Annotated in this window: 21 protein-coding genes; 8 read left to right on the plus strand and 13 right to left on the minus strand. The window is 72.2% G+C overall.

The features are described 5' to 3' along the window. The first annotated feature begins 49 nt into the window (after positions 1-49). From H576_RS0101490 to H576_RS0101520, 7 genes are all read left to right on the plus strand, one after another. Positions 50-1,591: a L,D-transpeptidase family protein gene (locus H576_RS0101490; RefSeq protein WP_029149440.1), complete on the plus strand. Its 1,542-nt coding sequence runs from the start codon at positions 50-52 to the stop codon at positions 1,589-1,591. A gap of 62 nt (positions 1,592-1,653) precedes the next feature. Next, entirely contained in the window at positions 1,654-2,106 is a 453-nt protein-coding gene (locus H576_RS0101495) for a GNAT family N-acetyltransferase (protein ID WP_029149441.1), read from the plus strand. A 177-nt stretch (positions 2,107-2,283) separates the two neighbouring features. Further along, complete coding sequence (locus H576_RS0101500; RefSeq protein WP_029149442.1) at positions 2,284-2,802, plus strand: hypothetical protein; 519 nt, start codon at positions 2,284-2,286, stop codon at positions 2,800-2,802. Between the two features lie 130 nt (positions 2,803-2,932). Continuing rightward, positions 2,933-3,595, plus strand: coding sequence for a hypothetical protein (locus H576_RS0101505; RefSeq protein ID WP_156888082.1), 663 nt, complete (start codon positions 2,933-2,935; stop codon positions 3,593-3,595). A gap of 23 nt (positions 3,596-3,618) precedes the next feature. Beyond that, a complete protein-coding gene (locus H576_RS0101510) occupies positions 3,619-4,686 on the plus strand; it encodes a peptidoglycan-binding domain-containing protein (RefSeq protein WP_156888084.1) in 1,068 nt (355 codons plus the stop codon). Then, a complete protein-coding gene (locus H576_RS0101515) occupies positions 4,674-5,291 on the plus strand; it encodes an ATP-binding cassette domain-containing protein (RefSeq protein ID WP_029149445.1) in 618 nt (205 codons plus the stop codon). The genes H576_RS0101510 and H576_RS0101515 overlap by 13 nt, the downstream gene beginning before the upstream one ends. Next, positions 5,288-6,349: a hypothetical protein gene (locus tag H576_RS0101520; RefSeq protein WP_029149446.1), complete on the plus strand. Its 1,062-nt coding sequence runs from the start codon at positions 5,288-5,290 to the stop codon at positions 6,347-6,349. Before H576_RS0101515 ends, H576_RS0101520 begins: the two co-directional genes overlap by 4 nt. A gap of 85 nt (positions 6,350-6,434) precedes the next feature. On the opposite strand, the gene H576_RS0101525 is transcribed toward H576_RS0101520, so the two are convergent. The 13 genes from H576_RS0101525 to H576_RS0101585 all read right to left on the minus strand — a co-directional run bounded on the left by H576_RS0101525 (position 6,435) and on the right by H576_RS0101585 (position 22,021). After that, positions 6,435-8,249, minus strand: a complete 1,815-nt coding sequence (locus tag H576_RS0101525) for an ABC transporter ATP-binding protein (RefSeq protein WP_029149447.1) — start codon at positions 8,247-8,249, stop codon at positions 6,435-6,437. Then, entirely contained in the window at positions 8,246-10,102 is a 1,857-nt protein-coding gene (locus H576_RS0101530) for an ABC transporter ATP-binding protein (protein ID WP_029149448.1), read from the minus strand. Before H576_RS0101530 ends, H576_RS0101525 begins: the two co-directional genes overlap by 4 nt. An 88-nt stretch (positions 10,103-10,190) precedes the next feature. Next, positions 10,191-11,798 (minus strand): bifunctional phosphoribosylaminoimidazolecarboxamide formyltransferase/IMP cyclohydrolase, encoded by a 1,608-nt coding sequence (gene purH, locus H576_RS0101535; RefSeq protein ID WP_029149449.1) that lies wholly within the window; start codon positions 11,796-11,798, stop codon positions 10,191-10,193. A 10-nt stretch (positions 11,799-11,808) separates the two neighbouring features. Next, complete coding sequence (gene purN / locus H576_RS0101540) at positions 11,809-12,408, minus strand: phosphoribosylglycinamide formyltransferase (RefSeq protein ID WP_029149450.1); 600 nt, start codon at positions 12,406-12,408, stop codon at positions 11,809-11,811. A 4-nt stretch (positions 12,409-12,412) separates the two neighbouring features. Continuing rightward, the gene (locus tag H576_RS13930; RefSeq protein ID WP_051172008.1) at positions 12,413-13,675 is read right to left on the minus strand and encodes a cell division protein PerM; all 1,263 of its coding nucleotides are present in this window, start codon (positions 13,673-13,675) and stop codon (positions 12,413-12,415) included. Positions 13,676-13,750: 75 nt separating this feature from the next. After that, the gene (locus tag H576_RS0101550; protein ID WP_029149451.1) at positions 13,751-15,061 is read right to left on the minus strand and encodes an aspartate aminotransferase family protein; all 1,311 of its coding nucleotides are present in this window, start codon (positions 15,059-15,061) and stop codon (positions 13,751-13,753) included. After that, positions 15,058-16,200 (minus strand): ABC transporter substrate-binding protein, encoded by a 1,143-nt coding sequence (locus H576_RS0101555; protein ID WP_029149452.1) that lies wholly within the window; start codon positions 16,198-16,200, stop codon positions 15,058-15,060. Before H576_RS0101555 ends, H576_RS0101550 begins: the two co-directional genes overlap by 4 nt. A 42-nt stretch (positions 16,201-16,242) precedes the next feature. Beyond that, positions 16,243-17,025 carry an ABC transporter permease gene (locus H576_RS0101560; protein WP_029149453.1) on the minus strand — a complete coding sequence of 261 codons (783 nt, stop codon included), beginning with the start codon at positions 17,023-17,025 and terminating at the stop codon, positions 16,243-16,245. Beyond that, on the minus strand, positions 17,022-17,831 hold the full coding sequence (locus H576_RS13935; RefSeq protein ID WP_036318615.1) for an ABC transporter ATP-binding protein: 810 nt from the start codon (positions 17,829-17,831) through the stop codon (positions 17,022-17,024). Before H576_RS13935 ends, H576_RS0101560 begins: the two co-directional genes overlap by 4 nt. Beyond that, complete coding sequence (locus H576_RS13940) at positions 17,828-18,697, minus strand: ABC transporter permease (RefSeq protein ID WP_036318618.1); 870 nt, start codon at positions 18,695-18,697, stop codon at positions 17,828-17,830. Before H576_RS13940 ends, H576_RS13935 begins: the two co-directional genes overlap by 4 nt. Next, positions 18,694-19,710 (minus strand): TIGR03842 family LLM class F420-dependent oxidoreductase, encoded by a 1,017-nt coding sequence (locus tag H576_RS0101575; protein ID WP_029149454.1) that lies wholly within the window; start codon positions 19,708-19,710, stop codon positions 18,694-18,696. The genes H576_RS13940 and H576_RS0101575 overlap by 4 nt, the downstream gene beginning before the upstream one ends. An 11-nt stretch (positions 19,711-19,721) precedes the next feature. Next, the gene (gene hydA / locus H576_RS0101580; RefSeq protein WP_029149455.1) at positions 19,722-21,161 is read right to left on the minus strand and encodes a dihydropyrimidinase; all 1,440 of its coding nucleotides are present in this window, start codon (positions 21,159-21,161) and stop codon (positions 19,722-19,724) included. An 11-nt stretch (positions 21,162-21,172) separates the two neighbouring features. Then, positions 21,173-22,021, minus strand: a complete 849-nt coding sequence (locus H576_RS0101585; RefSeq protein WP_029149456.1) for a nitrilase-related carbon-nitrogen hydrolase — start codon at positions 22,019-22,021, stop codon at positions 21,173-21,175. Positions 22,022-22,153: 132 nt separating this feature from the next. Between H576_RS0101585 and H576_RS0101590 the strand changes: the two genes are divergently transcribed. Next, a complete protein-coding gene (locus H576_RS0101590) occupies positions 22,154-23,503 on the plus strand; it encodes an aminotransferase class I/II-fold pyridoxal phosphate-dependent enzyme (RefSeq protein ID WP_245559090.1) in 1,350 nt (449 codons plus the stop codon).

Consider the following 23,503-nt stretch of genomic DNA (forward strand, 5'->3'; position numbering starts at 1 on the left):
ATTGCCGTAGCGACGCGCGAACGCGCGCGCCATCAGGGGAGAGACCGACATGACCGACCTGGCCACGAAGCCCGTCGACACCGCATCAGCGGGCGACTCGTCGCAGACCGTCGAATGGGCCCAGCCCGAACCGAAGAAGTCGCATAAGAAGCTCTGGCTCGGCATCGGCATCCCGGGCGGAGTCGTCGTGGCGGCGGCCGCTGCCGCCGGCGTCCTCTCGACCATGGTCATCGCCCCCGGCACCACGGTTCTCGGCGCCGACGTGGGCCTCTCCTTCCCCGGGTCGACGCACGACCGCATCTCCGAGGCACTCGCCTCCCTCCCCATCGACATCACGGTCGACGGCGAGACCGCCCAGCTCACGGGATCCGATCTCGGGCTCTCGGTCGACGCCTCGACCGCCGCGGCCGACGCCCTGAGCGAGCGCCCGGCGTGGAAGGTCGGCGAGTGGAACGGCGGCGACACCGGCGCCGATGTGACGGTCGACGAGGCCGCGGCGTCCGCGGCCCTCAGCGACGCGTTCGCCGACGCGTACACCGACCCCGTGAACGCGCAGATCCAGTACTCCGACGGCTCGTACCAGGCCGTCGCGGGCCAGTCGGGCCGCGGCGTCGACACGACCGCCCTCGCCGCCGACATCGAGCAGCAGCTCGCGGCATCGAACGGATCGCAGGCGCTCGCCTCCGGCACGCAGCTCCTCGCCGCCGCCGACAGCTCGTCCGGCATCACGATAGACACGAGCTTCGTCGAGATCCAGCCGCTCTTCACGACGAACGACGCCGAGGCCGAGGCGCAGCGCCTCAACGGCCTGCTCACGGGCGTCTCGTTCTCGCTCGACGGCGACGACGTCGACACCGCCCCCGCCGACACCGTCGCGTCGTGGCTCGACGTCACGGTCGGCGACGACGGCACGGTCAGCGTCGCGACCGACGACGCGGCGATCCAGTCGTACGTCGACGGCCTGCCGGCCAAGGTCGACCAGGATGCCACCGACGCCGACGTCATCGTCAACGCGGCGGGCGACGTCCTGAAGACCGAGACGGAGGGCCAGGACGGCTACAAGGTCTCCTCGACCGACGGCGTCGCCGACCAGGTCGCCGCGGCTCTCACGCAGGGCGAGTCGGCCGACATCGCGCTCACGGGCGAGGTCGTCGAGCACAAGACGACCGAGCGCTTCCGCCGCGCGTACGTCGACATCAGCGAGGGCATGTCGTACTTCTACGAGACGGTCAACGGCGGCGAGGAGAAGCTCGTCCGCACGATCCCCTCGGCGACCGGCACGGCCGGCCACGACACCCAGACGGGCAACTTCACCGTGTACGCGCAGCTCACCTCGCAGAACATGGGCTCGTGCGACGCCGACGGCAACTACGACCCGACGCGCGGCGGCAAGGACTTCGGCTACTGCACCGCGAACGTGCCGTGGATCTCGTACTTCAACGGCGACCAGGGCTTCCACGGAACCTACTGGCACAACAACTTCGGCAACGGCGCGCGCATGAGCCACGGCTGCGTCAACCTGCCCGAGGCCGAGGCCCAGTGGACGTACTCGTTCCTCCAGGTCGGCACCCCCGTCCAGGTCGTCTCGTAACGCTTCGCGCAGACCTTCATGAGGCCCTCCCGCATCCGTGCGGGAGGGCCTAACCTTTGGGTATGAGCGACCTCCACGCAGAACTGCTCTCGGCGGCCACGATCGTCGCCGCGAACTCGCTGACCCTGAAGCCGGGCCAGGAGGACTTCGTCGCCCCGACGACCTACGCCGTGGCACTGTCGGTCGCCGACCCGCAGAAGACCTGGCAGCGCGTCGTCCTCGACGGCGACGAGGTCGTCGCCTTCATCCAGGCGTACTTCGACGCCGACCAGCCGTCGGACTACCTGCGTGCGGCGCTGTGGCGCGTCAACGTCGACGCCGACGCGCAGGGCCGCGGCGCGGGCCGCTACGCCGTCGAGGCGGTCCTCGAGGAGGCCCGCCGGCGTGGCCTCGAGCGCGTCACCGTGGTCTACGAGGCGGGCGACCTCGGCCCCGAGGCCTTCTTCCGCCGTGTCGGGTTCGCGCCCGTCGGTGAGAGCGAGTACGGCGAGGTGGTCGCCGAGATCCGCCTCTGATCTCGCGCCGCGACGGATGACGGGCGCGGAGCCCCCTCTTCTGAGTCGCGGGGCCGGTCTCCGCGGAGCGATCGGCCGCGCAGCCCCCCCGAATCGGGACGACAACGCACCGCGCGCGATCCCGGGGCCCGGCGACAAGCCGATGACGAGGCTCGTGCGCCCGCTAGCATCGCCAGCATGTGGATCTCCGAGCGCCCCGTTCCCGATGTCGAGGCCGAGCTCGACCAGGTGGCGTCCGCGATGGCCGACGCCGACAGCCGCGTCTACGTCGTCGCCGACGGCCGCTGGGTATCGGCCATCCAAGACTTCCCGCTGACCGCGGACAAGCCGTCGAGCGTATGGACCGCATGCTCGCTCCGCGACTCCCTCGCGGATTCGCCCCATCCGCTCGTGACGATCGCGGTGGGCGAGGAGGGTCAGCGCGACTCGCTCTGGGACCGTATCGGACGTGATCCGAACGGGCTGACGCGGGTGAGCACGAAGGCGGCCCTCCTCACGACGGACGGCGGCGTCCATCGAGCGACCTTCGCCACGAACGAAGCCGGCGACTCGGCCGTCGAGTTCAACGCAGACGGCGCCGTCGTCGTGGTCTGGACCGCACGACTGGACCTCCTCCCCGACGAGCTCCCGCTCGCCGACGCCGCGGACCAGCTCCCCGCCATGATCGCCGCGTGGAGAAGCCTGGCTCGCGGCTGACCCCGTGTCGACGCGCCCCGTCTGACGCCCCGGCGGCTCCCCGGGACGTGAGAAGCAACGGCGCGAACGCGGACGGGCGGGGGCGCCGCCATCGCCGATGGTCATCCGGCATCGCAGTATCGTTCTGGTGATGAGCCAACTAATTGTCATGCCCACGTCCGGGGGCCGGACGTGGCGCGTCGCGGGGGGGGTAGCGTGCGCCGGGGTTCTGGCGGTCTCCGCGTTCGCGCTCGTCGCCTGCTCCGCTCCTGAGGCGGAGGGCGGCCACGCGACCGCCGGCGATGTGAGCTTCACGGGGCCGTACGCACAGCGGTTCGCGGACGAGTACGACGCCGACCGCACCTCCGACCTCGCGCGGCAGATCCTCGCGACGGGCGAGATCACCGATGCCGACGTCGCGGAAGTCCGCACCCGGTTCGCCGACTGCCTCGAGTCAGAGGGCATCACGTTGGACGCGCTCGACGGCAACACCATGAACTACACCGTGACGGTCGATGACTCGAACGACGCGGCCGAGGGCCACGTCACCGATTGCGAGTATTCGTCGGGCCTGCAGCCGGTGTACTACCTCGACCTCGAGATGCGGGGGAACCCGGAGCACCGGGATCTGGCCGAGGTCATGACCGAATGCTTCATCGACAAGGGTGTCGTCCCGTCGGATTACACGGTCGCCGACTACGAACGCGACAACGCCGACTACACGTTCCCCTTCGCGGGCACCGTCGAAGGCGACGTGGTCTACAGCGAGTGTCTCGATGACCCGCTCGGGCTGATCGCTCAGGCCGGCGAGTGAGCGGCGGTCGACGCGCGGCGACGGTGATCACGGCGAGCCTCGTCGCCGTCGGGCTCGTGTGCGCGGGAGCGGCGGCGGCGCTGTTGCTGCGCCCCGCGGTTCCGGCGTCACTCGCCGGCGACGCCGCGGCGACGACCGCGCCGGCCGCGCAGCGCGAGTTCGCGGACGAGCAGGCGGTCGACGTCCGTCTGACGATGGCCGACTCCGCGTCGATCGTCGCCCCGAGGGACGGCCGCGTCACGGCGCTGCAGTGCGCGCCGGGCGCCGAGGCGCACTCCGGCGACACCATGGTCTCGGTCGACGGGCGTCCGCTGCTGAGCCTCGCGACCAGCACGCCGCTGTGGCGCGACCTCCGGATCGGCGACACGGGTGCGGACGTCACCGCGCTCCAGGAGACGCTGACTGCCGACGGGTACGCCACGGCGGCGGACGGCGTCGTCGGGTCGAGCACGGCGGACGCGGTCCGGTCGGCGTTCCGCGCGATCGGCGTCACGGGTCCGTCGGGTCAGCCCGAGGAACAGGCCGGAGACGAGGACGAGGCCGCCCAGCAGGCGGTCGTCCTCGCCGTCGCCGACGTGGTGTGGCTGCCGGCGCCGAGCCTCGTGCTGCAGGAGTGCGCCACGGTGGTCGGCGGCCAGATGGCCGCAGGAGACGTCCTCGCGACCTCGCCGGACGTCGTCACGGGGGTGCGGATCACGGGGCAGGACTCGAGCGCGCTGCCCGGCGATCGGGTCGTCGCGGTCGGCGACGTCGCCGGTGCGCTGACGGCGGATCAGACGATCGTCGATCCCGAGTTCCTGCGCGACATCGTCACGACCCCCGAGTTCTCGGAGGCGGCACCGCAGGATCACGAGGTGGTGCTGCCCGGCACGAGCTCGCTCACCGCGCCGGTCGCCGTTCTGGCTGTTCCGGCGAGCGCCGTCTTCGGTCTCGCGGGTACCGCGGGGTGCATCTCGATCGACGGCTCCCCCGTCCCCGTCGACGTCGCGGGCTCCGAGCTGGGCCAGACCCTGGTCGCGCCGCGGGAGCCGCTCGACGGCGTCTCCCAGGTCGACGCGAAGCCGGAGGCCGATGCGTCATGCGCATCGTGATGGGCGCGGTCGGCCACAGATTCGATTCCGGCGGCTGGCTGTTCCGCGGTGTCGACCTCGCGTTCGACGCCGGTCGCTCCTACGCGCTCACCGGGCCGTCCGGATCGGGCAAGAGCACGCTGCTGGGGATCATCGCGGGGTGGATCGCGCCCGTCGAGGGGAGCGTGGATCGCGGGGACGTCGCCCGCTCGGCTCGGGTGTTCCAGAACCCCCACGGCACGCCGCGCCGCTCCGCGCGCGACCACGTCGCGCTTCCGTTGCTCGCGCGCGGCGCGTCGCCGAGAGAGGCCGACGAGCAGGCGGACGGCTGGCTCGAGCGCTTCGGCCTCGGCGCTCTCGGCGGCCGGCGATTCCGCGACCTGTCGGGTGGCGAGGCGCAGAGGCTCATGCTCGCGCGGGCAGCGGCCACCTCGCCCGACCTGCTGCTCGTCGACGAGCCGACGGCGCAGCTCGATCCGTCGGCCGCCGACGGCGTCAACCTCGCGCTGAACAGCCTGAGGCTCGAGCACACGATCGTCGTCGTGGCGACGCACGACGATCGCACGCGCGACGCGTGCACGGACCACGTCGATCTCCGTGCGTTCGCACCGGAGGCGGTCGCGTGAGACTCGCCGCGATCGCGCGCGAGGCGTGGCGCAACGTCCGCTCCGGCACGGCCCGGACCGTGACGATCGTGTGCGCGCTCATCCTCATCGTGGGCGGTCTGGTCGCGGCCGATCTCGCGTCGATCCGGTCGATCCAGTCCGAAGCGCGGGCGTTCCAGACGTCGGGCGCTTCCGTGCTCATCTTCTCTGCTCCCGGGCAGATCGATGGTGCGATGTGCGCCGCGCTCGCGGGGACGGGATCGGTCCGCACCTCGGGCGCGCTTCGCGAGAACGAGACGATCGAGATGGCCGCTCTCCCCGACAGCGCGGTTCCGGCGTACGAGGTGACGGGCGGGGTTGCGACGATCCTGGGCGCCGCGGCGGACTCGAGCGGGCTCGTCATATCCGACCAGCTCGCGTCGATGCTGGGCGCTCGGCCCGGGGACGACGTCGAGACGGCCGCGGGTCCCGTGCGCGTCGCGAGCGAGTACGCGTACCCCTCGGACGGGAGGAGGTCCGGCTTCGGGTACGCGGCGCTCGCGCCCGTCCTCCCCCGGGGCGCCTTCGACGAGTGCTGGGCGGAGGCATGGCCGACGTCCGAGAGCACGGCCGCGCTTCTGCACGACACCCTGCTCGCCTCGGGCGATGCCGGATCGGGGACGTACTCGCAGCTCAACGCCACGCACGGCTCGGCCTTCGACGGGGTCGCGCGGTTCCGAGCCCGGCTGACGGCGCCGGCCCCGGCGGCAGCGGCCCTGCTCGGCGCGGCACTCGGGTGGATCGTCGTGCGCGCGCGCCGCCTGTCGCACGCCTCGGCGCTGCACGCAGGGGTTCGGCACCGAGACCTCGTGTCGATCTGGGCGATCGAGATCGGGATCGCCGTGCCCGCGGTCATCGTGGCGGCGTCGCTCATCACGGCGGGGTTCGTCGTGCGCGCGCCGGCGGAGGACGCCGGGTCCCTGATCGCGGCGGCCGCGGCGATCGCGGGCGGGGCCGTTTCCGGCGTCATCGCGGGAGGGCTCGCGGCGTACGCGTCGATCCGCGAGCGGCACCTGTTCCGCTACTTCGCCGACCGATGACCGGTCCGGGTTCGGAGCCCGCGGTCCCGATCGGCCCGGGCGACGCGGGGATCACCGGCTGACCCCCGCGCCCCACCGACCGGCGTCAGACGAGCGACTCCCGCCACGCCCTGTGCAGCTTCGCGAACGTCCCCGTCCCCGCGATGAGGGTCTCGGGCGCGTCGTCCTCGATCACGCGCCCGTGCTCCATGACGAGAACGCGGTCGGCGATCTCGACCGTCGAGAGGCGGTGGGCGATGATGATCGCGGTGCGGTCGGCCAGCAGGGTCTGCAGGGCGCGCTGGATCATCTGCTCCGACGGGATGTCGAGCGACGCCGTCGCCTCGTCGAGGATCAGCACCGCGGGATCCGCGAGGAACGCGCGCGCGAACGACACGAGCTGGCGCTGACCCGCCGAGACGCGGCCGCCGCGCTTGTTGACGTCGGTGTCGTACCCGTCCGGCAGCGACATGATGAACTCGTGCGCGCCGACGGCCTTCGCGGCGCCCTCGATCTCGTCGAACGACGCGCCGGGGCGCCCGAGGGCGATGTTGTCGGCGACCGTCCCGCTGAAGAGGTATGCCTCCTGCGTGACCATGACGATCGCGCGGCGCAGGTCCTGCTGGCTGAGGTCGCGCAGGTCGATCTCGTCGAGCGTGACGGATCCCTCGCTCGGGTCGTAGAACCGCGAGACGAGCTTCGCGAGCGTCGACTTGCCCGCGCCCGTCGTGCCGACGACCGCGACGGTCTGACCCTCGGGGATGTCGAGCGAGAACTCAGGCAGGATCGTGCGCCCGGCGCCGTACCCGAAGGTCACGTCGTCGAAGCGCAGGTGCCCGTGCGCCTCGGGGAGGGCCGTCGGGGACTCGGGGTCGGGGACCGAGGGCTCCTCCTCGAGCACGCCCGACACCTTCTCGAGCGCGGCCGACGCGGCCTGGAACGAGTTGATGAAGGTCGCGACCTCCTGCAGGGGCGTGAAGAAGTTGCGCACGTAGAGCACGGCCGACAGCAGCGCGCCGACGGTGAACTCGCCCCACGTGATCCGCACGCCGCCCCACAACACGACGATGCCCGTCGCGAACGCCGAGATCGCCATGAGGCCGGGCTCGAAGGTTCCGAAGAGGCGGATGACGCGCATGTTCGCCTCGCGGTACTTCTCGGACAGGCCCGCGAAGATCCGCTCGTTCCCGGGCTCGGCGCGGAACGCCTTGCCCGCGCGGATCCCCGTCATCGTCTCGACGAACTTGACGATGACCTGCGCGCTCCACACGCGCGTCTCGCGGTAGCGCACCTGCGACCGGCGGTAGAACCAGCGCATGAGGAGGCCGAGCGGCACGACGGCGACGACGATCACGAGACCCGACTGCCAGTCGACGAGCACGAGCGCGATGAAGGTGAAGACGCCGTAGAGCACGCCGTTGACGAGCTGCGTGAGGCCGCCGTTGAGCAGCTCGCGGATCGTCTCGAGGTCGCTCGTCTGGCGCGAGATGATGCGGCCGGAGGTGTAGGTCTCGTGGAACTCGAGGCTCAGCCGCTGCGTGTGGTGGAACACCCGCGTGCGCAGGTCGAGCAGCACGGCCTGCGTCAGGTGCGCCGCGAGGGTGTCGTACCAGGCGAGGAGCGCGGCGCCCAGGATCGCCGTCGCCGCGTAGGCCGTGACGACGCCCCAGGTGGGCCCCCAGTCGCCCTCCCCCGTCACGGCGGGGAGCGCCGTGTTGAGCCCGATGCCGAGGAGCGCCGGGCCGAGGACGCGGACGCCCGTCTGGACGACCACGACGATCGACACGAGGAGGACGCGCCACTTCATGGGCGCGAGGAGCGACAGGAGGAGGCGCTGCGAGCGCTCACGGATGACGCGGCTCTCGTCCTTCGTGTAGTCGGTGCGGTCCTCGCCCGCTGTTCCCTGGACGGTCCCGCTCATCGGCCGGCCTCCTCGGTCTCGTCGAGCGAGCGCTGCGGATCCGACCGCATCGCGCTCTCCTGTCGTTCGTCGTCCTCGAGGCTCGAGATCACGGCGCGGTAGGCCGGCGTCGAGGCGAGCAGCTCGCTGTGCGTCCCGACGGCCGTCACGCGGCCGCGCTCGAGCAGGGCGACGCGGTCGGCGAGCGCGACCGTCGACGGCCTGTGCGCGACGACGAGCGCCGTCGTGCCCCCCAGGGTGCTCTTGAGACGCGTCTGCACGCGCTCCTCGGTGTTGACGTCGAGCGCCGAGAGCGGATCGTCCATGACGATGACCCGCGGGCGGGCGGCGACCGCGCGGGCGAGCGCGAGGCGCTGGCGTTGGCCGCCCGAGAGGCTCATGCCCTCCTCGCCGATCATCGTCTCCGTGCCCTGCGGCAGCTCGGCGACGAACTCGGCCTGCGCCACCTCGAGGGCCTCGTCGAGCACGCGATCCGCCTCGGGCGAGGCGATGTCGAGGTCGTCGCGGCCCAGCAGCACGTTCTCGCGCACCGACGCCGAGAAGAGCGTCGCATCCTCGAACGCCGTCGCGATGTGGGTGCGCAGCTCGACGAGCCGCATGTCGCGCACGTCGACGCCGTCGAGCGTCACGCGGCCCGCCGTCACGTCGTAGAGCCGGGTGGGCAGGGTCGTGAGCGTCGTCTTGCCCGACCCCGTGAGCCCGACGAGCGCCATGGTCTCGCCCGGGACGAGCGCGAGGTCGATGCCGTCGAGCAGGTCGGTCTCGTGGTCGCGCGCGTCCTGGTAGCGGAAGTGGGCGCCCTCGAAGGCGAGCGCTCCGCGCGGATCCGCGAGTGTCACGGGGTTCTCGGGGTCGGTGATCGTGTCGACGGCGTCGAACACCTCGAACACGCGGTCCGTCGACGTGCGGGCGTCGAGCAGGAACGCGAACAGGAACCCGATCGACTCGATGGGCCAGCGCAGGATCGTGGCCATCGCGAAGTATCCGAACAGCTGCGACACCGAGATCTGGCCCGTCGAGGCGAGCCAGATCCCCACCGCGAGACACACCGCGAAGGCGAGCTCGGGCATGAGGACGAGCACGAAGTCGACGATCGCGATCTGGCGCGCCTTGCCCATCTCGGTCGCGCGCAGGCCCTCGGCCTGGCGCGTGAAGCTGCGGAGCGCGTGCGGGCCGCGGCCGAACGCCTTGAGCACGCGGATCCCGTGCACGCTCTCCTCGACGCTCGTCGCGAGGTCACCCTGCTGGTCCTGGCTGCGGCGCGTCAGCACGCCGTAGGTGCGCTCGAAGCGGAACGCCTGCCAGAGGATCGGCAGGCTCGCCACGAGGAAGACGCTGCCGAGCATCCAGTGCCACTGGAACAGGAGCACGGTCCCGATCACCGAGGTCAGGACGTTGACGACGAGCATGATGAGGCCGAAGGCCATCCAGCGGCGCAGCAGGCCGATGTCCTGCATCATGCGGCTGAGCAGCTGCCCGCCCTGCCAGCGGTCGTGGAACTCGATCGGGAGCTTCTGCAGCCGGTTGTAGAACGCCGTGCGCACGTTGTACTCGATCGCGGTCGACGGCGCGAGCACGAACCAGCGGCGCAGGTAGACCATGAGCGCCTCGAGCAGGCCGAGGCCCAGGACCGCGAGGGCGCCCCAGACGACGGGCATCGTCTGCCCCGTCGACAGCGGGCCTCCGACGATCCGTTCGAGGGCCGTCGGGATCAGGAGCGCGACGATCGACGCCCCGAGGGCCGACAGGCCGCCCGCGACGAGGCGTGCGCGGTTGCCCTTCGCGAAGGGCGCGATGCGCAGGAGAGCCCGGACCGTCGAGAGACGTTCGGGCTCGGAAGAGACAGCAGACATGACACCTCAGCGATGAGACATGGGGAGTTTCCGCGGAGACGCGACAGCCCCCCAGCCTATGCCAGGCTGAGGGGCTGCGGGGGCGCGATCAGTGGAAGAAGTGGCGCTCGCCCGTGAAGTACATCGCGATGCCGTACTTCTTCGCGAGCTCGATCGTCTCGTCGTCGCGCACCGATCCGCCCGGCTGGATGATGACCGAGACGCCGGCCTCGATGAGGGCCTGCGGACCGTCGGAGAACGGGAAGAAGGCGTCGGACGCCGCGATGGATCCCGCGACGCGGTCGCCAGCGCGCTCGACCGCGAGCTTGCAGCTGTCGACGCGGTTGACCTGGCCCATTCCGATGCCGACCGTCGCCGAGTCCTTCGCGAGGACGATCGCGTTCGACTTGACGGCGCGGCACGCCTTCCACGCGAACACGAGGTCGGCGAGCGGCACATCGGGCTCCTCGCCCGCGACGAGCTTCCAGTCCTTCGCGACCGTCTCGAAGTCGTCCTGCGGGAAGCGGTCGGCGTCCTGCAGCAGCAGGCCGCCCGACACGAGGCGCACGTCCATGCGCTCCTGCTGCCAGTTCGCCGGCAGCTTCAGAACGCGCAGGTTCTTCTTCGCCTTGAACACCTCGAGCGCCTCGGGCTCGAAGTCGGGCGCCACGATGACCTCGGTGAAGATGTCGCGCAGGTTCTCGGCCATCTTGAGCGTCACGGTGCGGTTCGCGGCGATGACGCCGCCGAAGGCGCTGAGCGGATCGCACGCGTGGGCGCGCAGGTGGGCGCTCGCGATCGGGTCGAGGGCCTTGGGGTCGGCGACCGCGAGACCGCACGGGTTCGCGTGCTTCATGATCGCGACGGCGGGGAGGACCATGTCGTAGGCCGCGCGGAGGGCCGCGTCGGCGTCGACGAAGTTGTTGTACGACATCGCCTTGCCCTGCAGCTGCTCGGCCTGGGCGATGCCCGCGGCGCCGACGCGGTTGTAGAGCGCGGCGCGCTGGTGCGAGTTCTCGCCGTAACGCAGGTCGGCGAGCTTCTCGGCCTGGATCGTGAGGTGGGCCGGGAGATCGGACTCGCCCTCGATCGTCTCGCCCGCGAACCACTCGGCGACGGCCGTGTCGTACGAGGCGGTGTGGGCGAAGGCGCGGGCGGCGAGCTCGCGGCGCTCCGCGAGGGTCGTGCCGCCCGCGGCGAGCGCCGCGACGATCGACGGGTACGCGGCGGGGTTGACGACGATCGCGACGTTGGCGTGGTTCTTCGCCGACGCGCGCACCATGGCGGGGCCGCCGATGTCGATCTGCTCGACCACGTCGTCGCCCTCCGCTCCCGACGCGACGGTCTCGACGAAGGGGTAGAGGTTCACGACGACGAGCTCGAAGGGCGAGATGCCGCTCTCGGCGAGCTGCTTCTCGTGCGACTCGAGGCGCAGGTCGGCGAGCAGGCCGCCGTGCACGTTCGGGTGCAGGGTCTTGACGCGCCCGTCGAGCATCTCGGCGACGCCCGTGACCTCGGCGACGTCGGTCACGGCGTAGCCCGCGTCGCGGATCGTCGCGGCCGTCGACCCGGTCGACACGATCTCGACGCCCGCGCCCGCGAGGGCCGCGGCCAGCTCGGTGAGCCCGGTCTTGTCGCTGACCGAGACGAGCGCCCGGCGGATCGGGACGAGGTCGCGGTTGCGGTACAGCGAGGGGTCGTGGCTCGGACCGGCCATGGGGTCTCCTTCAGTGTGCGGGGTGTGCGGAGGTCGAGAGGTCGAGGTCGCCCGCGGCGATGCGCCGCACGACGTCGATGAGCAAGCGGCGCTCGACGGGCTTGATGCGCGCGTGCAGCGACTCCTCGGTGTCGCCGGGCTCGATGGCGACGCGCTCCTGCGCGAGGATCGGGCCCGTGTCGACGCCGTCGTCGACCTGGATCACGCTCGCGCCCGTCTGGGACGCGCCGGACGCGAGCGCGTCGCGCACGCCGTGCGCCCCCGGGAACTCGGGCAGGTAGGCGGGGTGCGTGTTGACGATCGCGGGCGCGAACTCGCGCACGACGGCCGGAGGCAGAAGGCGCATGAGCCCGCTGAGCACCACGAGGTTGGGGCTCCAGGCGCGCAGCTGCGTCGCGAGCTCCTCGCCCCACGCCTCGCGGCTCTCGAACGCCCGGAACGGGACGGAGAAGGCGGGGATCCCGAAGTCGGCCGCGTGGGCGAGGCCCTCGGCGTCGCGGTCGGCGCCGACCGCGATCACGCGGGCCGGGAAGCCGGGTGCGGCCGCCGCCTCGAGGAGGGCCCGCAGATTGGAACCGGTGCCCGAGATGAGGACGGCGACGTTCAGCACCCGGTCAGTCTACGCGGGAGGGGGCGTCGGCCTCGTCCGCGGCCGCGCGATCGACGCGGCGCATGGGCGCGAGCAGCAGGATCGCCGCGCCGACGAGCGCCTCGAGGCCGAGCGTCAGCGCCACGGCGCCGGGCTGCGGGCCGATCTCGGCCAGGCGGCCGGGGCCGATGGATCCGCTCGCGAACTGCGCGAGCAGGGCGCCGACCGCGCCCGTCGCGACCGCGATGCCGAGGGCGATGACGACGCGGGGCGCGTAGCGTTCGCGCCCCTCGCCGTCGTGGGCCCAGTCATCGTCGTACGCGCGGCGCACGATGAACCCCGCAAGCGCGCCGAAGGCGACGGGAACGAGGGCGACGAGGAGGAACCACCCGGATCCCCCCTCGGGGAGCAGCCCGAACATCGGGACGCCGGGCACGACGCCGAGCGAGGATCCCGACGGCGACACCGCCGTGCCCGATCCGACGGCGAAGCCGGGGCCCGCGATCCACGACATCGCCCAGATGATCGCGGTCGGGAGGTAGCCGACGTGCACGAGCGTGAGCGCCGTCGCGCCGGCGGGGTCGACGCCCGCGCGCTCGAAGAGCGTGACGACCTCGCCGCCGCGCACCGCGACGGAGATCGCGAACAGCAGCGCCGCGACGCCGACGACGCCCGTGACGACGACCGCCGTGCCGCGGGCGACGAGGGTCGGCACCTCGCGCCAGGCCGTGTCGAGGCGGTCGAGCTGGTCGTGGACGAGGTCGATCGCTCCCCCGTCGCCGTCGTTCCACGCGGCGCGGATCGCCCCGCCGATCATGCCGACGGCGTAGATCGCGGCGGGGAAGACGATCGCCTGCCACAGCGCGACGTGCGCGACGGGGTTCTCGCTCGTGAGGCCCACGAGCGCCGCGGCGCCCGCCGTCACGACGGTGCCCGTCGCGACGCCGACGATCGTCGCGCCCGCCTCGACGGCCCGGCGTCCCGACCGGGCGGCGAAGAAGAAGGTGAAGGCCGCGAAGAGGAGCGGCGCGAGGCTCAGCGCGAACGAGGCCCCGTCGGACGCGACGCCCGTGAGCGCCTGCGCGTCATCGTCGAGCCGCACTGCGAGGGGCACGAGATGCCCCGCCTGCCAGACGCGGGCCGTCGCGGGCCACAGGGCGCCCCACGCGGCGTCGCCGAACTCGACGATCCAGAGCAGGGTGAGCGGCGCGAGGATCACGACGAGCGACACGGCCGCCGACACCAGCGCGTCGACGGCGGCGAGGATGGCGACGAGGACCCGATGCATAGCGCCTCGACCCTAACCCGGGGCGGCGGGGTTTCCCGGGAGCGCCCGCCGCGTCCTCGCGCCCATTCAGCTCGCTCAGAGCGCTGCGAGCGCCGCGTCGAACGCCGCGAGGAACGTCGCGACCTCCTCGCCGGTCACGACGCAGGGCGGGACGACGTGGATCCTGTTGTCGGCCGCGAACGGGATCACGCCGCGATCCAGGAGCAGCGCCTTGAGCCGCGCGATCGTCGCGGCGGGGACCGGCTCCTTCGTCGCCCTGTCGGCGACGAGCTCGACGGCCCAGAACACGCCCAGGCCGCGCACCTCGCCGATCACGTCGTGCCGCGCCGCGAGGGCCGCGAGGCCGGGGCCGATGTGCTCGGCCCCCACCTCGCGAGCGTTGTCGACGACGCCCTCCTCGGTCATGGCGTCGAGCGCGGCGACGATCGACGCCGCCGCGAGCGGGTGCCCCGAGTACGTGAGCCCGCCGGGGAACACGTTCTCGTCGAAGTGGCGCGCGATGTGCGCCGCGGGCAGCACGCCGCCGACCGGCACGTACCCCGAGTTGACGCCCTTCGCGAAGGTCACGATGTCGGGGACGACGCCCTCGGGCGCCGTGCGCTCGCTCTGCCACGAGAACCACTCCCCCGCGCGGCCGAAGCCCGACATGACCTCGTCGAGGATCAGGACGATCCCGTGCCTGTCGCACAGCTCCCTCACCCCCGCGAGGTATCCGGGCGGCGGCACGAGGACCCCCGCCGTCCCGGGGATCCCCTCCAGGAGGATCCCCGCGATCGACCCGGCCCCCTCGGCCTCGACGACCCGCTCGAGGTGGTGCAGCGCGCGCTCGCACTCCTCGGCCTCCGTCTCCGCCCAGAACTCGCTGCGGTAGGAGTACGGGCCGAAGAAGTGCACGTGCCCGCGGGCGTACTCGTTGGGGATGCGGCGCCAGTCGCCCGTCGCGACGATCGCCGCCCCCGTGTTGCCGTGGTAGCTCCGATACCGGCTGAGGATCTTGTCGCGCCCCGTCACGATGCGCGCCATCCGGATCGCGTTCTCGTTCGCGTCGGCCCCGCCGTTCGTGAAGAAGACCTTCTCGAACCCCGGGCCCGCCTTCGCGAGGATCCGCTCGGCCGCCTCGCCGCGCGCGAGGTTGACGGTCGACGGCCCGATCGTCGCGAGGGTCTCGGCCTGGCTGCGGATCGCCTCGACGACCTTCGGATGCCCGTACCCGATGTTGACGTTGACGAGCTGGCTCGAGAAGTCGAGGTACTCGCGCCCCTCGTAGTCCCAGACGCGCGTCCCGGATCCGCCCGCGAGGACGAACGTCGGGCCGTTCGCCTGCGCCGACCACGAGTGGAAGACGCCGCGGTCGAGCGCGAGGGCGCGCGCGGTCTCGGAGGTCACGCCCCGCCCTCGGTGATCTCGACGTCGATCGGCGCGTAGTCGGACCCCGTGACGTCGATCCCCTCGGCCTCCACATCGGCGAGCGCCTGCTCGATGTACTCGTTCGTGTGGGCCTCGGCGGGCGGCTCCTCCGTGATGAGGTGCGCGCCCTGCTCGTTCACGGCCGCGAGAGACCCCGCGACGGTCTTGTCCCACGCGTCCTCGTCGATGTAGCCGATGCCGTTCTCGGCGGGCCACACGAGCTTGTTCGTCTCGTTCGCCATCCACAGCTCGTGCGACGGGCCCCAGCTGGATCCGGCGTCGATCGTGATCTGCGCCGCCTCCTCGACGTTGTCGCGCGCGTACGCCCAGCCCTTGATGACGGCGCGCAGGAACGCGACGGTCGTGTCCTGGTACTCCTCGTCGCTCGCGAGCCGCTCGGTGTCGGCCCAGAGCGCGTCCTGCAGCATCGCCCCCTCGGTGTCCTCGTACGAGATCACCGAGAAGTCGTCAGGCTGGTAGAGCTCGCCCGTGTCGGGGTCGACGGCTTCGAGCAGCTGCGCGTACTCGTTGTAGGTCATCGCCTGCGCCGCGTCGATGTCGCCCGCGAGGAAGGCGTTCATGTCGAAGCTCTGCGTCACGATGTCGACGCTCGACGCGTCGAGACCCTCCGCGGCCATCGCCGCGAAGATCTCCCACTCGTTGCCGAAGCCCCACGACCCGATGCTCTTGCCCTCGAAGTCGGCGACCGAGTCGATGCCCGAGTCGGCCCACGCGACCTGCAGCGTGCCCGATCGCTGGAAGATCTGGGCGATGTCGGTGATCCCCGCGCCCTGCTCGATCGAGCCCAGGGCCTTGGGGACCCAGGCGACGGCGTAGTCGACCTCGCCGTTCACGAGGGCGTCCTGCGGGACGATGTCGCCCCCTGACTCGATGATGTCGACGTCGAGGCCCTCGTCCTCGAAGAAGCCCTGCTCCTGCGCCGCGAAGTATCCGGCGAACTGCGCCTGCGGGAGCCACTGCAGCTGCAGCGACACGGGGGTGAGCTCGTCCCCGTCTGACCCCTCGTCCGACGAGGTGGGCGAGCATCCGGCGAGAAGTGCCGTTGCGGCGACGACCGAGGCCGCCGTGAGCGCCGTGAGGCGTGTCGTGGTGCGCATGTGGTGCTCCTTCTGAATCGGGTGGTGGTGCGTTCGGGTGGGTCAGCGGGCGCCGAGGCGGGCGCTGACGGCCGCCTCGATCCCCGCGGTGACGGCGTAGAACACGATGCCGAGCACGATGGCGCCGGCCACGAACGCCCAGCTGCGGGCGTACGCGCTCTGTGCGGCGTAGGTCGAGATGAGGCCGCCGAGGCCCCCGCGCGGGCCGCCGAAGTACTCGGCGACGAGCGCCGAGATGACGGCGAGCGAGCTCGCCACGCGGATCCCCGTGACGATGTGGGGCGCGGCGGTCGGGAGCGTCACGGTGCGGAGCGCCTGGGCGCCGCTCGCGGCGTAGACGCGCATGAGGTCGCGGTGCACGGGGAGCGCCTGCCTGAGGCCGCGCAGCGTGCCGAGGAAGACGGGCGTGAAGGTCGCGATCCCCGCGATGATCTGGCGGCCCGTCTGGCTGTCGGCGCCGAACATCGTGTTGAGGACCGGCGCGAGCGCCACGATCGGGACGACCGCGAGGGCCGCGACGAGCGGGCCGAGCATCCCGTCGACGGGGCGGGCGGCCGCGGCGAGCGCCGCGAGGGCGATCGCGACGATCGAGCCCCCGACGAGGCCCACGAGGGAGTTGCCTCCCGTCGCGAGGGCGCCCGACGCGATCGCGGGCAGGAGCTCGGCGAACTCCGCGGCGATCGCGCCGGGGCTCGGGAGCACGTACCCGTCGACGAGGCCCGTCGCGATGCTCGCCTGCCACGCCCCGACGAGGACGACGCCGAGGGCGATCGGCCACCCGATCGCGCCGGCGAGCGAGCGACCCCTGGCCGCGGCGGCGCTCATCGCGTCTCCACCCCGCGGCCGGCCGGCTCTCCGCCGTGCAGCGCCTCGCGCACCGCCGTGACCATCGCGAAGTAGGCCTCGTCCTCGCGCAGGTCCTCGCCTCGGTCGGCGCCGCCCTCGAGGCGCATCTCGAGGATCCCGCTGATCCGGCCGGGCCGCGGCGACATGACGACGACGCGGTCGGAGAGGTACACGGCCTCCGGGATCGAGTGGGTCACGAACACGACCGCGGCGCCCGTCTCGGCGCGGATGCGCAGGAGATCCGACTGCATCTTCTCGCGCGTCATCTCGTCGAGCGCGCCGAACGGCTCGTCCATGAGGAGCAGCTTCGGCTTCTCGGCGAGGGCGCGCGCGATCGCGACGCGCTGCTGCATGCCGCCCGACAGCTGATCGGGGAAGCGGCCCGCGAACTCGGCGAGGCCGACCATGTCGAGGAGCTCGGCGACGCGGGCGGCGCGATCGGCCTTCCGCGCCCCGTGCAGCTGCAGGGGAAGGCCGACGTTGTCGGCGACGGTGCGCCAGGGCAGGAGGCCCGCCTGCTGGAACGCGATGCCGTAGTCCTGATCGACGCGCGCCCTCGGGGCGGGCTTGCCGAACACGCTGAGCTCGCCGCTCGTCGGCCGGTCGAGGTCGGCGATGAGCCGCAGCAGCGTCGACTTCCCGCAGCCGGAGGGGCCGATGAGCGAGACGAACTCGCCGGGGCGGACGTCGAGGTCGATCCCCGTGAGCGCATGGACGTCGCCGGCGGCGGTGGGGAACGTCCTCTCGAGGCCGCGGATCGCGACGGCGGGTGCGGATTCGGTCATGCGGATGCCTCCACGCGGCGATGGTTCCGGAGGGCGGACGAGGCGGCGGCGACCGACAGGGCCGCGACGAGCCCCAGCGCGACGGCGCCGAAGATGGGGGCCCAGGCCTTCGGCGGATCCGCCGACGCCTGACCCGCGAACTGGATCACGAGGCGACCGAGCCCGCCGCGCATGCCCGTCGACACCTCGGCGACGATGCTCCCGACGATGGCGTTCGCGGCGCCGAGCCGCACGGCGGTGAGCAGGTGGGGCACCGCGGCGGGCAGCCGCAGCCGCGCGACCGTGCGCCACCAGCCGACGCCGTAGGAGCGCATGAGCTCGAGGTGGATCCGGTCGGGCGACTCGAGGCCCGCGAGCGCGCCGACCGCGATGGGGAAGAACGCGAGGTAGCTCGCGATGACGGCGACGCTCATCCAGTCGGCCCACCCGGCCTGGGATCCGAGCGCGCGGACGATGGGCGCGAAGGCGATGAGGGGGACGGTCTGGCTGAGGACGATCCACGGCAGGAGCGCGCTGCGGGCGACGCCCGACGCGAGCATCGCGAGCGCGAAGCCGAGACCGACGACGAGGCCGACCGCGAGGCCGACCGCCGAGATCCCGAGCGTCACGGCCGACGCGCGGACGATCACGAGCCACAGCGGCTCGGCGCGCGACGACGCCGTCTCCCCGCCCGCGAGCCGCGCGATCATGTCCCACACGTGCGGCATCGCGAGGTCGCTCGAGCGCGGCAGGACGCGGATCCCGCCGATGCTCGCACCGTCGTCCGGCCCCAGCGCGGCGTACAGCTCCCAGATCGCGACGGCCGCGACGACGCCGGCGGCACCCCACGCCGCCTGGCGCCACCTGGCGGCCGAGCGGGCGCTCACGAGACCGCCGTCACGGCGTCGCGCATGGCCGGGATGACGACCTCGCCGTACACGCGGAGCGTCTCCTCCTTGGCGTCGTGCTGCAGGTAGCCCGCGAACTGGTCGACCCCGATGGCGCGCAGCCGCTCGAGCTTCTCGATGTGCTGCTCCGGGGTTCCGAGCACGCAGAATCGGTCGACGATCTCGTCGGGCACGAAGCCCACGTGGTCGTTCGCCGCCCGGCCGTGCGAGTTGTAGTCATAGCCCTCGCGCGCCGCGACGTAGTCGGTCAGCGCCCGCGGCACCGCGCCGTCGCCGCCGTAGCGGCGCACGATCTCGGCGACGTGGTTTCCGACCATGCCCCCGAACCAGCGCGACTGGTCGCGCATGTGCGCGATGTCGTCGCCGACGTAGAACGGCGCCGCGACGCAGAACGTGATCTCCTCGGGATCCCGCCCCGCCCTCTCCGCCGCCTCGCGGACCGTGCCGATCATCCACGACGCGATCTCGACGTCGGCGAGCTGCAGGATGAACCCGTCGCCGACCTCGCCCGCGAGCTGCAGCGCCTTCGGCCCGTACGCCGCGACCCACATCTCGAGCGAGCTGCCCCGCGACCACGGGAACCGCAACGTCGCGCCGCGGTGCTCGACGGCCCGCGAGTTCGCGAGCTCGCGGATCACGTGGATCGCCTCGCGCAGCTCGCCGAGCGACGACGGGCGGCCCGCGAGCGTCCGCACGGCGCTGTCGCCGCGGCCGATGCCGCACACCGTGCGGTTGCCGAACGCGTCGTTGAGCGTCGCGTAGAGCGACGCCGTGACGGTCCAGTCGCGCGTGGCGGGGTTCGTCACGAACGGGCCGACCTTCACGCGGCGGGTCGCCGCGAGGATCTGCGCGTACACGACGTACGGCTCCTGCCACAGCAGGTGCGAGTCGAAGGTCCACACGTGGCTGAACCCGTGGTTCTCCGCCCGCACGGCGAGCTCCACGACCCGCGACGCGGGCGGATCGTTCTGCAGCACGACTCCGAAGTCCATGGCATCTCCCCTCAGCTCAGGTACTGCGTCAGGCCGCGCTTGACGTAGCGGCCGTGGCCCGCGCGCCCGACATAGCCGGATCCGTCGACGACGACCTCGCCGCGCGACATCACGAGGTCCACGTGGCCGTCGACCTCGAAGCCCTCCCACGCCGAGTAGTCGATGTTCATGTGGTGGGCGCCGCCGCCGAGGCCGAGCGAGGTGTGCCCGTTCGGGTCGTACACGACGACGTCGGCGTCGGCACCCGGCTGGATGACGCCCTTGCGGCCGTACATGCCGAACATGCGCGCGGGGGTCGTCGACGTCAGCTCGACCCAGCGCTCGAGCGTGATCCGGCCCTCGACGACCCCCTGGTACATGAGGTCGAGGCGGTTCTCGACGCTGCCCATCCCGTTGGGGATCTTCGCGAAGTTCCCGCGCCCGAGCTCCTTCTGCTCCTTCATACAGAAGGGGCAGTGATCCGTCGAGACCATCTGCACGTCGTTGGTGCGCAGGCCCGTCCAGAGCGCGTCCTGGTGCCCCTCGTGGCGCGCACGCGCGGGGGTCGAGAACACGTACTTCGCGCCCTCGAAGTCGCCCCACTCGGCGCTCTTCGCCGCGAGGTGCTCCTCAAGCGACAGGTACAGGTACTGCGGGCAGGTCTCGGCGAAGACGTTGAGCCCGTCGTCGCGGGCGGCGGCGATCTGCGCGAGCGCCTGCTTCGCGCTCACGTGCACCACGTAGAGCGGCGCGCCCGTGAGCTGCGAGATCATGATCGCCCGGTGAGTGGCCTCCTCCTCGGTCTGCCACGGCCGGGTGAGCCCGTGCCACTCGGGCGAGGTGTGCCCCGCGTCGAGCGCCTGCTGCTGCAGGACATCGATGATGGATCCGTTCTCGGCGTGCATCATCATCATCGCGCCGTCGTCCGCGCCCTTCTGGAAGGCGCGGAAGATCTGCCCGTCGTCCGACAGGAAGACGCCCTTGTACGCCGTGAAGAGCTTGAAGCTCGTCACGCCCTCCGCGATGAGCTCGTCCATCGCGGTCAGCGACGACTCCTGCACGTCGGAGAGGATCTGGTGGAACCCGTAGTCGACGGCGCACTTCCCCGCGGCCTTCTCGTGCCACAGGTGGTACTGGTCGAGGATGTTCTGGTCCGGGTATTGGACGACGAAGTCGACGATCGTCGTCGTGCCGCCCCACGCCGCCGCGCGGGTCCCCGTCTCGAAGGTGTCGGAGGCGAAGGTGCCGCCGAACGGCATCTCCATGTGGGTGTGCGCGTCGACGCCGCCCGGCACGACGTACTTCCCCGTCGCGTCGATGACCCGGTCGACGGTCGACGCGAGGTCGGATCCGAGGAGCTGGGATCCCGGCGCGAGCACCGCCGCGATCGTCTCGCCGTCGACGAGGACGTCGGCGAGGGCCCGGCCCGTCGCGCTGACGACGGTGCCGCCCGTGATGAGTGTCGTTGCCATGGCTTCTCCTCTCAGGGGGCCGTGATCGCGGCGTAGGAGTCGGGGCGGCGGTCGCGGTAGAACTGCCAGCTGTCGCGCGCCTCGCGGATGAGCGAGAAGTCGAGGTCGCGCACGAGGACCTCCTCGTCGGTGCCGGATCCGTAGTCGCCGACGAGGTTCCCGCGGGGGTCGCAGAACTGGCTGCGCCCGTAGAAGTCGACGGCCTCGTCGCCGTACTCGTTGTCCTCGCGCCCCACGCGGTTGGGGGCGGCGACGAAGTACTGGTTGGCCGCGGCGGCCGCCGGCTGCTCGAGCTCCCACAGGCGGTTCGACAGCCCGGGCTTCGTCGCGTTGGGGTTGAACACGATGTCGGCGCCGCCGAGCCCCAGCTCGCGCCACCCCTCGGGGAAGTGCCTGTCGTAGCAGATGTACATGCCGACGCGGCCGACCGCGGTCTCGAAGACGGGGTACCCGAGGTTGCCGGGACGGAAGTAGAACTTCTCCCAGAACTTCTCGACGTGCGGGATGTGGTGCTTGCGGTACTTCCCGAGGATCGTGCCGTCGGCGTCGACGAGGACCGTCGTGTTGTAGTACACGCCCGTCATGGCCTCCTCGTAGATCGGGAGCACCATGACCATGCCCGTCTCCTTCGCGACGGCCGCGAAGCGCTGGACGATCGGCCCGTCGGCCGCCTCGGCGTAGCGGTAGTACTTCGCGTCCTGCGTGATCCCGAAGTACGGCCCGTAGAACAGCTCCTGGAAGCTCATGACCTGCGCGCCGTCGGCCGCGGCTTCGCGGGCGAAGCGCTCGTGCCGGTCGAGCATCGACTCCTTGTCGCCCGTCCAGGTGGTCTGGCTGATGGCCGCTCTCACGATCGTCATGGATCCTCCGTCTCCTCGGTGCCCTGCTGTGAACCGTTACTGTCGGCCTTGGACATTTCTCTGAAATTTCGCTTCCGACCCCTGCGGTTAATTCCTCGTCGGCCGCCGCCCGCGCCCGACAGGATGGCGAGCGTGACCCCCATCACGACGGCAGGCGTGCTCGCGCAGCGCGTCGACGAGCCCAGCCCCTCGGGCATCGCCGCGAGCCTCGCGCAGCTGATCGCCGAGGGCACGCTGGCGCCCGGCGATCGCCTCCCGACGGTGCGCGACCTGGCCCGCGCGCTCGGCGTGAGCCCCGCGACCGTGTCGACGGCGTGGGGCGCCCTCGCCGGCGCCGGCACGATCGTCGCGCGCGGCCGGGCGGGGACCTTCGTGCGCGGAGCGCCCGCCCCCGACGTCGCCCCGCGCACCCGCCGCCTCGACGGGCACACGCCCGCAACGCGCCTCGACCTCTCGCGCGGCACCCCGGATCCCGCGCTGCTGCCCGGCCTCGCCCGCGCCTTCGAGCGCTCGGCGCCGCACGCGTCGACCGCGAGCTATCACGACCAGCCGCTGCTCCCCCGGCTCGAGCGCCTGCTGCGGCGCGGCTGGCCCGCCCCATCGCATCGCCTCACGGCCGTGTCGGGCGCGCTCGACGGCATCGACCGCGTGCTCGGCCGCGTCGCGCGCTTCGGCGACCGCGTCGTCGTCGAACGGCCGACGTTCCCACCCCTCTACGACCTCCTCGACGTGCTCGGCCTCGTCGCGGTCCCCGTCGAGATCGACGACGAGGGGATCCTCCCCGATTCGCTCGCCGAGGCGCTCTCGTCCGCCCCGAGCGCGCTCCTCCTGCAGCCGCGCGCGCAGAACCCCACAGGCGCATCGATGACGCCGGGCCGCGCAGCAGACCTCGCCCGCGTCATCGCGGGGTCACCCCGCGGCCGCGGCGCCGTCGTGATCGAGGACGACCACTCGGGCGCGATCGCCCAGTCGCCCGCGGTGTCGCTCGCCGAGCATCTGCCTGAGCAGACGGTGCTCATCCGGTCGTTCTCGAAGTCGCACGGCCCCGACCTCCGCATCGCCGCGCTCGGCGGGCCCGACAACCTCATCGCCCGGGTCGAGGCGCGCCGCTCGCTCGGGCCGTGGTGGGTGCCGCGCCTCATCCAGCACGTCGTCGCCGAGCTGCTCACCGACGGCGAGTCGATCGCCGAGGTCGCGCGCGCCCGCGCCGCCTACGCCGCGCGGCAGCGCCGCTTCGCCGCCGCGCTCGGGCGCGACGCCGCCGACGGCGTGAACGCGTGGATCCCCGTCGAGAACGAGCGCGCGGCCCTCGTCCACCTCGCGGCGCAGGGGATCCGGGCGGCGGCCGGCAGCCCGTTCTTCCCCGAGGACGTGACGTCGACGGCCGACGGGCGCGCGAGGATCCGCGTGACCGTCGGCGCGATCACGGGTGACGTGCCCGCCGTCGCGGCGTCGATCGCGCGCGCCGCGGCGGCGAGCTGA

This window comes from Microbacterium indicum DSM 19969 (assembly GCF_000422385.1).
GTDB lineage: Bacteria > Actinomycetota > Actinomycetes > Actinomycetales > Microbacteriaceae > Microbacterium > Microbacterium indicum.

Coding starts and splice junctions, on each gene's coding strand:
- H576_RS0101490 (WP_029149440.1), top strand. CDS start 50: ATGACCGACCTGGCCACGAAGCCCGTCGACACCGCATCAGCGGGCGAC.
- H576_RS0101495 (WP_029149441.1), top strand. CDS start 1,654: ATGAGCGACCTCCACGCAGAACTGCTCTCGGCGGCCACGATCGTCGCC.
- H576_RS0101500 (WP_029149442.1), top strand. CDS start 2,284: ATGTGGATCTCCGAGCGCCCCGTTCCCGATGTCGAGGCCGAGCTCGAC.
- H576_RS0101505 (WP_156888082.1), top strand. CDS start 2,933: ATGAGCCAACTAATTGTCATGCCCACGTCCGGGGGCCGGACGTGGCGC.
- H576_RS0101515 (WP_029149445.1), top strand. CDS start 4,674: ATGCGCATCGTGATGGGCGCGGTCGGCCACAGATTCGATTCCGGCGGC.
- H576_RS0101525 (WP_029149447.1), bottom strand. CDS start 8,249: ATGAGCGGGACCGTCCAGGGAACAGCGGGCGAGGACCGCACCGACTAC.
- H576_RS0101530 (WP_029149448.1), bottom strand. CDS start 10,102: ATGTCTGCTGTCTCTTCCGAGCCCGAACGTCTCTCGACGGTCCGGGCT.
- purH (WP_029149449.1), bottom strand. CDS start 11,798: ATGGCCGGTCCGAGCCACGACCCCTCGCTGTACCGCAACCGCGACCTC.
- H576_RS13930 (WP_051172008.1), bottom strand. CDS start 13,675: ATGCATCGGGTCCTCGTCGCCATCCTCGCCGCCGTCGACGCGCTGGTG.
- H576_RS0101555 (WP_029149452.1), bottom strand. CDS start 16,200: ATGCGCACCACGACACGCCTCACGGCGCTCACGGCGGCCTCGGTCGTC.
- H576_RS0101560 (WP_029149453.1), bottom strand. CDS start 17,025: ATGAGCGCCGCCGCGGCCAGGGGTCGCTCGCTCGCCGGCGCGATCGGG.
- H576_RS13935 (WP_036318615.1), bottom strand. CDS start 17,831: ATGACCGAATCCGCACCCGCCGTCGCGATCCGCGGCCTCGAGAGGACG.
- H576_RS0101575 (WP_029149454.1), bottom strand. CDS start 19,710: ATGGACTTCGGAGTCGTGCTGCAGAACGATCCGCCCGCGTCGCGGGTC.
- hydA (WP_029149455.1), bottom strand. CDS start 21,161: ATGGCAACGACACTCATCACGGGCGGCACCGTCGTCAGCGCGACGGGC.
- H576_RS0101585 (WP_029149456.1), bottom strand. CDS start 22,021: ATGACGATCGTGAGAGCGGCCATCAGCCAGACCACCTGGACGGGCGAC.